We start from the raw sequence: 12,215 nt of genomic DNA on the forward strand, positions 1-12,215 counted from the left end.
GTCGGTGATCTTTGGGGCGGCCTCGCTGGGATCGGCTGTGCGGCCGGTCATGTTTCACGTGAAACCCCGTCACCCCACCCGGCTGCTCAGCGGTCAGTGCGACTCGGGAAACCGCAGATACCCCACGGGCACCCCCTCCGTGAGCCACACCCCGTTCTCGCTGACCCGGAACACATGGCCATCACTGTGCATCGCGCCCGCGTCCACGGAGAGCACGACGGGTCGGCCACGCCGGGCTCCTACGCGGGTCGCGGTCTCGCGGTCGGCGGAGAGATGTACGGCGTGGCGGTTCATGGGCCGGAGCCCCTCGGCCCGGATCGCGTCCAGGTTGCGGGCGACCGTGCCGTGGAAGAGGTACGGCGGCGGGGTGGCCGGGGGCAGTCCGAGGTCGACCTCGATGCTGTGGCCCTGGCTGGCGCGGATACGGGTGCCCTCAATCGCGAAGCGGCGCTTGTCGTTCGTGGCCACCACATGGTCGAGGTCCTCACGGCTGAACCGGAACCCGTGTGCGGCACAGGCGGCGATCAGCGTGTCGATCTCGACCCAGCCGGCCTCGTCGAGGGTGAGCCCGATCCGCTCGGGTTGGTGGCGCAGGTGCTTCGAGAGGTACTTCGACACCTTCACGGTGCGTCTTTCATCCATCCGCTCAGCATGACGGGAGAGACGTGGATCACGCATTTTCTTTTGTGGCCGATGTTTGATCCACAACCAACTGTAGTTATCCACAGGGGAATTGGCGTTTCTGTGGACAACTCCCGGTCGTGTCACCCCTGTTCGTCAAGATCAGCTGGGGGCGCACCCTTTGGCATGAGCGCATCCAACGCCCTTGCCCGCACCTCGCGTTCAACCGCCAGAGCGACGAACGCGGCAACCCGTCCCGGGCCAACCAGCTCCTCCACCGCCCGAATTGTCTCTTTGGGCACGGCCACGGAACGTGACGTCGGGCCTGTCCTACGGGACTCCCCGGTACCCAGGTGCCGGCGCAGCGAACGGTTGGCGAACAGACGCATCGCGCGGGCGAGTTCGGCGTCCACGGTCTGCTGCGCGAGAGGGCGCAGTCGTCGTACGAGTGAGGCCGCCTCGGCCGCGTCCGCGTCCGTCGGACGGTGCGGGCCGTCGAGGTAGCGGGCGAAGACGTGCTCGGTGGTGAACTCCAGGAAACGGGAGGCGATGTGCTCGACCTGCACCCTCAACTCCCGCAGGTGGGACGAGATCGCGGACAGCGGGACGCCGGAGGCGTACAACTCGACGGCCACCGCCAGCTCTTGGGGGCTCGGCACGAGGAAGAAGTCGGCGTCACCGGGGACCGGCTCCAGTACGCCGAGTTCGACGGCTTCGGCGACGGCCGCGTCGTCCGAGCCGCCGCCGAAGCGCCGCTCCAACTCGGCGCGCGAGATCCGGACCGCCTCCTCGTCGGTCCACGGCCCGTCGACCTCGGCGACCAGCCCGAGCACCCCGCCCAGGCCCTTGCCCGCGTCCCAGGCCTCCAGCAACTCCTTGATGGAGGCCAGGCCGTAGCCGCGGCCGAGGAGGTCGGCGATCTGGCCGAGCCGGGCGAGATGGACGTCGGTGTACACGTTGGCCCGCCCGCGCCGCTCGGGGCGGGGGAGCAGGCCGCGGTCCTGGTAGGCGCGGATCGTCCGCACGGTGGCCCCGCTGAGATGCGCGAGGTCCTCTATCCGGTAGGCGACCTCGCCAGGAGGGGAGTTGGCGCCGGAACCCGAGTCGGCGCCGGCGTCCGGACCGGACCCGGAACTCACGCGGCCCCCGCCCGCGCCGCCGGTGACCTCCTCAGGTACTCCATCGCCCTGCTCAACGATCCCTCCCGCGACGGATGGTAGGAGCGCCGTAGATAGCGCGGAACGGCCGCGCCGAGCGACCGCCACGTGGGCAACAGGCCTTTCCGTACCGCCCTGTTGTGCTCGGTGAGCGAGTAGCGGACGCGCCCGGCGAGCTGGGGGTCGTGGCGGATCAGGTAGGCCGTCCCCCAGGCCCACAGGTAGAGCATCACGGGCGCCGTGACCGCCATGCCGGCGATACGGCGGGTGTACCGGGGGAGTCCGCGGCCTCCGCAGTGCTGGAACATGTCGAAGGCCACCGCGCGGTGTTCGACCTCCTCCGCGCCGTGCCAGCGCAGCAGGTCGAGCATGATCTCGTCGGCGCCGGCCCGGTCGAGGCCCTCGGCGGCCAGGATCCAGTCGCCCAGCACCGCCGTGAACTGCTCGATCGCCGCGACGACCGCCAGCCGGAAGCGCAGCCACTCGCGTTCGGGTATCGGCGCGCCGAGCGGCGGGCGTTCGCCGAGCAGCCGTTCGAAGAGGAAGTCGACGTACTGGGTGAAGTCGACGGTGTCGAGCCGCTGGGCCGCCAGATGGTCCAGCACGTGCGCGTGCTGGACGCTGTGCGTGGCCTCCTGGCCCATGAACCCCTTGACGTCCGCGAGGAGTTCGCGGTCCCTGACCAGCGGCAGGCCCTCTTTCAGGACCTTCACGAACCACCGCTCCCCCGCCGGGAGCAGCAGATGCAGCACGTTGATGACATGGGTGGCCGTCGGCTCGCCCGGAATCCAGTGCAGAGGGGTGCGTGACCAGTCGAAGGAGACCCGGCGGGGCGCGATCGCGTGGTGCTCGTGCGCGTGGTGCTCGGTGGAGGCGGTCACAGCGGCGGCTCCACGCGGGCCATCGCCCGCAAGGCGCGCGGGGCGAACCGGGACAGCAGACGGGCGCCGCGCGCCTCCGGGGTGACGGGCACGACGGCCTGGTTGCGGACGACCGCCCGCAGGATCACTTCGGCGACCTTCTCCGGTGGGTAGTTCCGCAGCCCGTAGAGCCGTGCCGACCTCTTCTGGCGCCGCTTCTCCTCGTCGGCGTCGACCCCGGCGAAGTGCGCGGTCGAGGTGATGTTGGTGTTGACGAGGCCCGGGCATATCGCCGAGACGCCGATCCCCTGCCCGGACAGTTCGGCGCGCAGGCACTCGCTGAGCATCAGCACGGCCGCCTTGGAGGTGCTGTAGGCCGGCAGCACCTTGGAGGGCTGGAACGCCGCCGCCGACGCCGTGTTGACGATGTGGCCGCCCTGGCCGCGCTCGGCCATCTGCTTCCCGAAGAGCCGGCAGCCGTGGATCACGCCCCACAGGTTGACGTCCAGGACCTTCTTCCAGTCCTCCGGGGTGGTGTCGAAGAAGGAACCGGAGAGTCCGATTCCGGCGTTGTTCACGAGGACGTCCACGACTCCGTACTCGGCGGCGACCTTCTCGGCGAGCTTCTCCATGGCCTGCTCGTCGGAGACGTCGACCGTCTCCGACCAGGCCTCCGAAGCGCCGATCAGCCGGGCCAGCTCGGCGGTGCGGGCGGCGCTTTCCGCGTCCCGGTCGACGGCCACCACGCGCGCGCCCGCCTCGGCGAACGCGAACGCCGTGGCCCGCCCGATCCCGCTGCCCGCCCCGGTGACCAGCACCAGTTGGCCGCCGAACCGCTCGGCGTACTTGCCCGTTGCTGTGGACGTCACCTGTCCGCCTTCGTTGGCCGTCACGAACTCCGTGATCCAGGACGCCAGTTGATCGGGCCGTGTGCGTGGGATCCAGTGCTTGGCCGGCAGCGTCCGCCGCACCAGGCCCGGCGCCCACTGCTCCAGCCCGTCGTAGAGCCGCGCGGAGAGAAACGCGTCCCCCAGGGGCGTGACGAGCTGCACGGGCGCGTGCGCGTACGCGTCGGGGCGTGGCCTGCGCAGCCTCGCCCGGACGTTGTCGCGGTACAGCCAGGCGCCGTGGGCCGCGTCGGTGGGCAGGGAGGAGGTCGGGTAGTCGCCGCCGGGGACCTTCTCGACGCGTTCCAGGATCTTCGGCCAGAGTGTGCCCAGGGGGCCGCGCCAGGCGAGTTCGGGCAGCACGGGCGTGTGCAGCAGGTACACGTACCAGGACTTGGCGCCCTGGCCGAGGAGTTGGCCGACGCGGCGCGGGGTGGGCCGGGTCAGGCGCTTGTTGATCCAGTGGCCGAAGTGGTCGAGGGACGGCCCGGACATCGATGTGAAGGAGGCGATACGGCCCTTGGCGCGCGCGACGGTGACGAATTCCCAGGACTGCACCGAGCCCCAGTCGTGCCCCACCAGGTGCACCGGCCGGTCCGGGCTGACCGCGTCCGCGACCGCCAGGAAGTCGTCCGTGAGCTTCTCCAGGGTGAACCCGCCCCGCAGCGGCTTCGGAGCCGTGGACCGGCCGTGGCCCCGGACGTCGTAGAGCACGACGTGGAAGCGGTCCGCGAGGCGGCCGGCCACCTCGGACCAGACCTCCTTGCTGTCGGGATAGCCGTGCACCAGGACCACCGTCGGGTTCGACGCGTCCCCCAACTCCGCGACGCACAGCTCGACTCCGCCGGTCCGTACCCAGCGCTCCCGCGCACCCTCAAGCGTCACTTGTCCTCCGCCCAGCGCCGCACGTGCGGCAGATCGTCGTCCAGCCAGAAGGCGCTCTGTTCGGGGTCCTTGGAGTCGGTGACGACCAGGATCTCCTCGAACTTGGCGCCCGTGCCGCGGAATCCGAGATGCGGTTCGACCGCCCACAGGCCCGGGTGCGGCGGGTGGTCCGAGAAGCGGTACGGCGACCACAGCGGGGACCAGCCGTCGCGATGGCCGTGCAGCGCGTCGCTCGCGAGGCCCTTCAGAGCCTGGGTGCCGAACCCGAACAGCCGCGGGGACCAAGGGCGTTCGGCGACCCGGTCGACCTTGTGCGCGATCACGCCGAAGGGGTACGCGCGGTGCCGGTTGGCGTAGCCCTGGCGGACCATGAGGCGGTCCACGTCCTCGTAGATCTCGCGCAGCGGGCGCCGCTCGCGCACCTCGCGCAGGAGCAGCCCGCGATGCGCCTCCAGGTCGGCCATCAGCCTGTCCTGCACCGGGTTCGCCCCCAAGGAGCCGGAATACCCGATGTCGGCCGTGAAGCTCTTGTACACGGGGGCCATGTCCAGGATGAACGGCATCCCCGGCTCCAGCCGGCGGCCCGTGGGGAAGAACTGCAGCGGCACCCGGAAGTTCGTGAACGCCGTGCGGTCGCCGAACCAGGCGAAGGGCAGATGGAACCAGTCCCGCACTCCCCGCGCGCGCAGCCACGACCGCTGCATCCGCGCCGCGTCGCGCTCGGTCACCCCGGGCTCCAGCCGGGCCGCGACGGCCTCGGCGCACTCGTACGCCAGCCGCTGGACCTCTTTGAACCCCCGCAGTTCCGCGGAGAGTTCGCGTGTCACCGCCGTAGTCATGCCACCGCCCCCACCTGTCCACACTGACTGCGGTACGTGCTCGTAACTTGACACTGGTGAATGTGACAGTTGTTAGAGGCTGCGTCAATAGGCCTGATCTCTCTCTGTGGACAACCCGGCGGAGCCTCCGCGTAGCTCTCAAGCAGGGCATCCCCTACGGGCCCGTACGTCTGGAGTCTGACGTGAGGACAGCTCTGCGGGGTGACGACCGGAGTGGTCCGCGTCACTACCTTCGAAGATGTGACTGTGATCGCGACCGAAAGCCTGAGCAAGCGGTTCCCCCGGGTGACCGCGCTTGACCGGCTCTCCGTGGACGTCGGCCCCGGTGTGACGGGGCTCGTCGGTGCCAACGGAGCCGGCAAGTCGACCTTGATCAAGATCCTGCTGGGTCTGTCCCCCGCCTCCGAGGGCCGTGCCGAAGTGCTCGGCCTCGATGTCGCCACCAAGGGCGCCGACATCCGCGAGCGCGTCGGGTACATGCCGGAGCACGACTGCCTGCCGCCCGACGTCTCGGCCACCGAGTTCGTCGTCCACATGGCGCGCATGTCCGGACTGCCGCCCACCGCGGCACGCGAGCGCACCGCGGACACGCTGCGCCATGTCGGTCTGTACGAGGAGCGCTACCGCCCCATCGGGGGCTACTCGACGGGCATGAAGCAGCGCGTCAAGCTCGCGCAGGCCCTCGTCCACGACCCGCAGCTGGTCTTCCTGGACGAGCCGACCAACGGCCTCGACCCGGTCGGCCGCGACGAGATGCTCGGCCTGATCCGCCGCATCTACACGGACTTCGGCATCTCGGTCCTGGTGACCTCGCACCTCCTGGGCGAACTGGAGCGCACCTGCGACCACGTGATCGTGGTCGACGGCGGCAAGCTCCTGCGGTCCAGCTCCACCACGGACTTCACCCAGACCACCACCACCCTGGCCATCGAGGTCACCGACACCGACGACCACCCGGACGGCACCCGCGCGGTGCGCGAGGCGCTCCACGCGCGCGGGGTGGAGACCCACGACAGCAGCGGGCTGCCGGGCGCGGGTCACGTCCTCCTCCTGACGGCCTCGGGCGAGGAGACGTACGACCTGATCCGCGACGTGATCGCGGACCTGGGCCTCGGACTGGTGCGCATGGAGCAGCGCAGGCACCACATCTCCGAGGTCTTCACCGACAGCGACAACGACGCAGAGCGGAAGGAGGCCGTAGGCCATGGCAATTGACCAGCCCCTGGTCCCCCAGCCGGGCGACCAGACCCGCATCCACAACATCGGCTACCGCAACTACAGCGGCCCCCGCCTGGGCCGCGCCTACGCCCGCCGCTCCCTCTACTCGCAGTCCCTGCGCGGCGCCTACGGCCTCGGCCGCTCGGTGAAGTCCAAGGTGCTGCCGATGCTGCTGTTCGTGGTCATGTGCGTGCCCGCGGCCATCATGGTGGCCGTCGCGGTCGCCACGAAGGCACACGACCTGCCGGTGTCCTACACCCGCTACGCGATCATCATGCAGGCCGTGATCAGCCTGTACGTCGCCTCGCAGGCACCCCAGTCCGTCTCGCGCGACCTGCGCTTCAAGACCGTACCGCTGTACTTCTCGCGGCCGATCGAGACCGCCGACTACGTGAGGGCCAAGTTCGCGGCCCTGGCCTCGGCCCTGTTCGTACTGACCGTCGCCCCGCTGATCGTGCTCTACGTGGGCGCCCTGCTGGCCAAGCTGGACTTCGCAGACCAGACCAAGGGCTTCGCCCAGGGCCTCGTCTCCGTGACCCTCCTCTCGCTGCTCTTCGCCGGCATCGGCCTGGTCATCGCCGCGGTCACCCCGCGCCGAGGCTTCGGCATCGCCGCCGTCATCGCCGTACTGACCATCTCCTACGGCGCCGTCTCCACCCTCCAGGCGATCGCCGACAATCAGAACGCCACGAGCGCCATCCCCTGGATCGGCCTCTTCTCGCCCGTCACCCTCATCGACGGACTGCAGGCGGCCTTCCTGGGCGCGAGTTCGGCGTTCCCCGGAGGCGTCGGCCCCAGCCACGCGGAAGGCGTGGTCTACGTCCTCGCCGTCCTGGGCCTCACCGCCGCGACCTACGGCCTTCTGATCCGCCGCTACCGGAAGGTGGGCCTGTGACCACGCTCTCCATCGACCACGTCTCCCGCTGGTTCGGCAACGTGGTCGCCGTCAACGACATCACGATGAACGTCGGCCCCGGCGTCACCGGACTCCTCGGCCCCAACGGCGCCGGAAAGTCCACCCTCATCAACATGATGGGCGGCTTCCTCGCCCCCTCCACCGGCACCGTCACCCTCGACGGCCAGCAGGTGTGGCGCAACGAGCAGATCTACAAGCACATCGGGATCGTCCCCGAGCGCGAGGCGATGTACGACTTCCTCACGGGACGCGAATTCGTCGTCGCCAACGCCGAGTTGCACGGCCTCGGCGCCAAGGCCGCCCAGAAGGCGCTGGCCACGGTCGAGATGGAGTACGCGCAGGACCGCAAGATCTCGACGTACTCCAAGGGCATGCGCCAGCGCGTGAAGATGGCGTCCGCCCTGGTCCACGACCCCTCGCTGCTGCTCCTCGACGAGCCCTTCAACGGCATGGACCCGCGCCAGCGCATGCAGCTCATGGACCTGCTGCGGCGGATGGGCGACGAGGGCCGCACGGTGCTGTTCTCGTCCCACATCCTCGAAGAGGTCGAGCAGCTCGCCTGGCACATCGAGGTCGTCGTCGCCGGACGGCACGCGGCCAGCGGCGACTTCCGCAAGATCCGCCGCCTGATGACCGACCGCCCGCACCGCTACCTGGTCCGCTCCAGCGACGACCGCGCCCTCGCGGCAGCCCTGATCGCCGACCCGTCGACGTCCGGCATCGAGGTCGACCTCGCCGAGGGCGCGCTGCGCATCCAGGCCGTGGACTTCGGCCGCTTCACCGCCCTGCTGCCCCGGGTGGCCAAGGACCACGGCATCCGGCTGCTCACGGTCTCGCCGTCCGACGAGTCGCTCGAATCCGTCTTCTCGTATCTCGTCGCGGCGTAGGAGGCCAAGAGATGTACGACCCCACAGTCGCCCGACTCACCTACCGGGCCCTGCTCGGCCGGCGCCGGGCCCTCATCCTGGGCGCCCTGCCCTTCCTGCTGATCGCGATCTCCGTCGTGGTGCGGGGCCTCGCCGGCGCCGACGACCAGACCGCGGTCGACGTCCTGGGCGGGCTCGGCCTCGCCACGATGGTGCCGATCATCGGCGTCATCGCGGGCACCGGCGCGATCGGACCGGAGATCGACGACGGCTCGGTGGTGTACCTGCTGTCCAAGCCGCTGAAGCGGCCGACGATCATCTTCACCAAGCTGATCGTCGCGGTCGCCGTCACCATGGTGTTCTCGGCGGTCCCCATGCTGATCGCCGGGCTCATCCTCAACGGCAACGGACAGCAGATCGCCGTCGCCTACACGGTGGCCGCCCTGGTCGCCTCCATCGCCTACGCGGCGCTCTTCCTGCTGCTCGGCACGGTGTCCCGGCACGCGGTGGTCTTCGGACTCGTCTACGCCCTCGTCTGGGAGGCCCTGTTCGGCTCCCTGGTCGCCGGCGCCCGCACCCTGAGCGTCCAGCAGTGGTCCCTGGCCGTCGCCCACAAGGTGGCCGGCGGCGACCTGGTGACCTCGGACGTCGGACTGACCACGGCGACGGTGTTCCTGGTCGCGGTCACGGTGGGAGCCACCTGGTACGCCGGACAGAAGCTGCGCTCGCTGAAGCTCGTCGGCGAGGAATGACAGGTCCTGATCTTGACGGGGGCTTCATCTCTGTCCGGGCACACTGGGCAAACGGGACGGCACGGCTAGGAGGAACGGGGATGGCTGGAGAGGCAACGTACGGCGGCGGTCAGGCCGAGCCGGGGGACGGCTGGGACAAGTTGGTCCTGGACGACGACTTCATACGGTCCGCCGAGACGGCCGAGCCGTCCGCCCGCGCCCGGATGCTCGCGGCACGCTGGCGCGACGAGTCGCCCGAGCCGCAGCCGTGGCGCTCCGACGAGCCGCCCGCGGGGTGGTTCTTCAGCAAGGCGCGTCGGCGCAAGTGGCGGCGGCGGTAGCCGTTCCGGCAGATGCGTAGCTCGCTTGCCGCGGGCCGGTGGGGGCCGGTCGCGCCCACGCGGCGGAGCCGCACAGTGTCACAGCCCCGCGCCCCTTGGGGGCGCGTGCCGGAGCCCGGGTTAATTAGGTGGCGTCCAACTCGGCGTACAGGCACAGTTGTTGTGTCGACGCCGGATCAGCCGGCGCCACCGACTGGGAGAGGAGCTGGACGATGTCGATGCACGACAGGACGTCCAACTCCCTTCAGGGCAGCCCGCGGCGGTCTCCGGAGTAGTTACCCCTCCGTCGAGTCGCCCACCACGGGGAGCTGCCCGGGGCGGCCGCTTCGAGCACGCGACTCATTCTCGCGTGGGCCGCCCTCCCTGTTGCCCCCTCGCAGGGGGCAAGCCGAGCTGGGGCGGTTGCCCACACCTACGCGAGCAACCGCTCCAGCACCACCGCGATGCCGTCCTCCTCATTGGACGCCGTCACCTCGTCCGCCACAGCCTTGAGTTCCTCATGCGCGTTGGCCATCGCCACGCCGTGGGCCGCCCATCCGAACATCGCGATGTCATTGGGCATATCGCCGAAGGCAATCGTGTCGGCGGACTTCAGTCCCAGGCGACGGGCCGCCAGGGACAGACCCGTGGCCTTGGACAGGCCGAGCGGGAGCAGTTCGACGATGCCCTCGCCCGCCATCGCGGCCGAGACGAAACCGCCCGCCGCCTCACGGGCCGCCTCGGCGAGTTCGTCGTCCGTGAGGGTCGGGTGCTGGATGTAGATCTTGTTCAGGGGAGCGGCCCACAGATCGGACGCGTCCGTGAACGGGGTCGCGGGCAGTGCCCCCGTGACCCGGTACCCGGGACCGACCAGCACCTCGCCGTCCAGGCCGCCCTGGCTCGCCGCCAGGAACAGCGGGCCGACCTCCGCCTCGATCTTGGCGAGCGCCACAGCGGCCAGTTGCCGGTCCAGGGTGACCGAGGTCAGCAGGCGGTGCTCGCCGGCGTCGTAGACCTGGGCGCCCTGGGCGCAGACCGCGAGGCCCGCGTAGCCGAGGTCGTCGAGGATGTGCCGGGTCCAGGGGGCCGCGCGGCCGGTCACCACGATGTGCGCGGCACCGGCCTCCGTGGCCGCCGCGAGGGCGGCACGGGTGCGCGGCGAGACCGACTCGTCGGAGCGCAGCAGCGTTCCGTCGAGGTCGGTCGCGATCAGCCGGTAGGGGAAGTCGGCGGTCACTTGGCGACCGGCGTCAGGACCTCACGGCCGCCCAGGTACGGGCGCAGCACCTCGGGCACGCGCACGGAGCCGTCGGCCAGCTGGTGGTTCTCCAGGATTGCCACGATCGTGCGCGGTACGGCGCACAGCGTGCCGTTGAGCGTGGCCAGCGGCTGCACCTTCTTGCCGTCGCGCAGGCGCACGGAGAGCCGGCGGGCCTGGAAGCTGTCGCAGTTGGAGGCCGAGGTCAGCTCGCGGTACTTGCCCTGGGTGGGGATCCACGCCTCGCAGTCGAACTTGCGGGAGGCGGAGGCGCCCAGGTCGCCCGAGGCCACGTCGATGACCTGGAAGGGCAGTTCGAGGGCGGTGAGCCACTGCTTCTCCCAGTCGAGGAGCCGCTGGTGCTCGTTCTCCGCGTCCTCGGGGAGGACGTACGAGAACATCTCGACCTTGTCGAACTGGTGCACGCGGAAGATGCCGCGCGTGTCCTTGCCGTAGGTCCCGGCCTCGCGGCGGAAGCACGGGGAGAAGCCCGCGTAGCGCAGCGGGAGCTTGTCCGCGTCGAGGATCTCGTCCATGTGGTAGGCGGCGAGGGGGACCTCGGAGGTGCCGACGAGATAGAAGTCGTCCTTCTCCAGGTGGTACACGTTCTCCGCGGCCTGGCCGAGGAAGCCGGTGCCCTCCATGGCGCGCGGGCGGACCAGCGCCGGGGTCAGCATCGGGATGAAGCCGGCCTCGGTGGCCTGTGCGATCGCCGCGTTGACGAGCGCCAGCTCCAGGAGGGCGCCGACGCCGGTGAGGTAGTAGAAGCGCGAGCCGGAGACCTTGGCGCCGCGCTCGACGTCGATGGCGCCCAGCGCCTCGCCGAGCTCCAGGTGGTCCTTGGGTTCGAAGCCCTCGGCGCCGAAGTCGCGGATCGTGCCGTGCGTCTCCAGGACGACGAAGTCCTCCTCGCCGCCCACGGGCACATCGGGGTGCACGAGGTTGCCGAGCTGGAGCGCGAGGCGCTTGGTCTCCTCGTCCGCCTCGTGCTGCTCGGCGTCGGCCGCCTTGACGTCGGCGGCGAGCTGGCCCGTCTTCTTGAGCAGCTCGGCCTTCTCGTCGCCGGAGGCCTTGGGGATGAGCTTGCCGAGCGCCTTCTGCTCGGAACGCAGCTCGTCGAAGCGGACGCCGGACGACCTGCGCCGCTCGTCGGCGGACAGGAGAGCGTCGACGAGCGCGACGTCCTCTCCACGGGCGCGCTGGGACGCGCGCACACGGTCGGGGTCCTCACGAAGCAGGCGAAGGTCAATCACGCGGACCAGGCTACCGGTGCCGGGTTCCGGCTCACGACTTGGTATTCCGAACTGCGTCTTACATCCAGTTATGGGGCAATTGCGAAGAGTGTCGTCCCAGGTCAATGCGAGTCAATAAAAGAGCGTCCCACTCCCTGGAACGGGGCAGGCGCGAGGCGGCTGGTTGACTCGAATCCCTTGCGGGAAACGGGACTTGAGGTCGCGGTTGTCCACAGGAATCCACATCCCGGAAAAGTTATCCACAGGCTGTGTGGAAGATCTGTGGATGTCGGAAGTGATCATTCCGAAAAGAGCCTCCGGGGTGAGGAATTCCCGACCCAAACGTCCCTCACACCCACTTTCGGGTGGAATTGCGTCGCTCCATAGGATTGCCCGAAGGAAACGGGTGGACGAAGAGTGACCTA

12 protein-coding genes are annotated in these 12,215 nt (G+C 69.8%); 5 read left to right on the forward strand and 7 right to left on the reverse strand.

The features are described from left to right. Positions 1-93: 93 nt before the first annotated feature. The 5 genes from ACIQBL_RS36375 to ACIQBL_RS36395 all read right to left on the reverse strand — a co-directional run bounded on the left by ACIQBL_RS36375 (position 94) and on the right by ACIQBL_RS36395 (position 5,249). A complete protein-coding gene (locus ACIQBL_RS36375) occupies positions 94-642 on the reverse strand; it encodes an RNA 2'-phosphotransferase (protein ID WP_401949859.1) in 549 nt (182 codons plus the stop codon). Between the two features lie 122 nt (positions 643-764). After that, a complete protein-coding gene (locus tag ACIQBL_RS36380) occupies positions 765-1,679 on the reverse strand; it encodes a MerR family transcriptional regulator (RefSeq protein WP_401950383.1) in 915 nt (304 codons plus the stop codon). 77 nt (positions 1,680-1,756) lie between these two features. Continuing rightward, positions 1,757-2,659, reverse strand: a complete 903-nt coding sequence (locus ACIQBL_RS36385) for a metal-dependent hydrolase (RefSeq protein ID WP_401949862.1) — start codon at positions 2,657-2,659, stop codon at positions 1,757-1,759. After that, positions 2,656-4,410 carry an SDR family oxidoreductase gene (locus ACIQBL_RS36390; protein WP_401949865.1) on the reverse strand — a complete coding sequence of 585 codons (1,755 nt, stop codon included), beginning with the start codon at positions 4,408-4,410 and terminating at the stop codon, positions 2,656-2,658. Before ACIQBL_RS36390 ends, ACIQBL_RS36385 begins: the two co-directional genes overlap by 4 nt. Further along, positions 4,407-5,249: a M24 family metallopeptidase gene (locus ACIQBL_RS36395; RefSeq protein WP_401949868.1), complete on the reverse strand. Its 843-nt coding sequence runs from the start codon at positions 5,247-5,249 to the stop codon at positions 4,407-4,409. Before ACIQBL_RS36395 ends, ACIQBL_RS36390 begins: the two co-directional genes overlap by 4 nt. 246 nt (positions 5,250-5,495) lie before the next feature. On the opposite strand from ACIQBL_RS36395, the gene ACIQBL_RS36400 reads away from it, so the two are divergent. The 5 genes from ACIQBL_RS36400 (at position 5,496) to ACIQBL_RS36420 (ending at position 9,321) form a co-directional block, all read left to right on the forward strand. Continuing rightward, complete coding sequence (locus ACIQBL_RS36400) at positions 5,496-6,464, forward strand: ABC transporter ATP-binding protein (RefSeq protein ID WP_401950385.1); 969 nt, start codon at positions 5,496-5,498, stop codon at positions 6,462-6,464. After that, the gene (locus tag ACIQBL_RS36405) at positions 6,454-7,362 is read left to right on the forward strand and encodes an ABC transporter permease (RefSeq protein ID WP_401949871.1); all 909 of its coding nucleotides are present in this window, start codon (positions 6,454-6,456) and stop codon (positions 7,360-7,362) included. The genes ACIQBL_RS36400 and ACIQBL_RS36405 overlap by 11 nt, the downstream gene beginning before the upstream one ends. After that, entirely contained in the window at positions 7,359-8,270 is a 912-nt protein-coding gene (locus tag ACIQBL_RS36410) for an ABC transporter ATP-binding protein (RefSeq protein ID WP_043676185.1), read from the forward strand. The genes ACIQBL_RS36405 and ACIQBL_RS36410 overlap by 4 nt, the downstream gene beginning before the upstream one ends. 11 nt (positions 8,271-8,281) lie before the next feature. Beyond that, positions 8,282-9,001 (forward strand): ABC transporter permease, encoded by a 720-nt coding sequence (locus ACIQBL_RS36415; RefSeq protein WP_401949874.1) that lies wholly within the window; start codon positions 8,282-8,284, stop codon positions 8,999-9,001. 80 nt (positions 9,002-9,081) lie between these two features. Continuing rightward, positions 9,082-9,321, forward strand: a complete 240-nt coding sequence (locus ACIQBL_RS36420; protein WP_401949877.1) for a hypothetical protein — start codon at positions 9,082-9,084, stop codon at positions 9,319-9,321. A 412-nt stretch (positions 9,322-9,733) separates the two neighbouring features. On the opposite strand, the gene ACIQBL_RS36425 is transcribed toward ACIQBL_RS36420, so the two are convergent. Both ACIQBL_RS36425 and serS read right to left on the reverse strand, forming a co-directional pair. Then, complete coding sequence (locus ACIQBL_RS36425) at positions 9,734-10,537, reverse strand: HAD family hydrolase (RefSeq protein ID WP_401949880.1); 804 nt, start codon at positions 10,535-10,537, stop codon at positions 9,734-9,736. Continuing rightward, a complete protein-coding gene (gene serS, locus ACIQBL_RS36430) occupies positions 10,534-11,811 on the reverse strand; it encodes a serine--tRNA ligase (RefSeq protein WP_401949883.1) in 1,278 nt (425 codons plus the stop codon). Before serS ends, ACIQBL_RS36425 begins: the two co-directional genes overlap by 4 nt. Positions 11,812-12,215: the final 404 nt, after the last annotated feature.

It is taken from the genome of Streptomyces sp. NPDC088350 (assembly GCF_044753545.1).
GTDB lineage: Bacteria > Actinomycetota > Actinomycetes > Streptomycetales > Streptomycetaceae > Streptomyces.

Coding starts and splice junctions, on each gene's coding strand:
- ACIQBL_RS36405 (WP_401949871.1), top strand. CDS start 6,454: ATGGCAATTGACCAGCCCCTGGTCCCCCAGCCGGGCGACCAGACCCGC.
- ACIQBL_RS36395 (WP_401949868.1), bottom strand. CDS start 5,249: ATGACTACGGCGGTGACACGCGAACTCTCCGCGGAACTGCGGGGGTTC.
- ACIQBL_RS36415 (WP_401949874.1), top strand. CDS start 8,282: ATGTACGACCCCACAGTCGCCCGACTCACCTACCGGGCCCTGCTCGGC.
- ACIQBL_RS36420 (WP_401949877.1), top strand. CDS start 9,082: ATGGCTGGAGAGGCAACGTACGGCGGCGGTCAGGCCGAGCCGGGGGAC.
- ACIQBL_RS36375 (WP_401949859.1), bottom strand. CDS start 642: ATGGATGAAAGACGCACCGTGAAGGTGTCGAAGTACCTCTCGAAGCAC.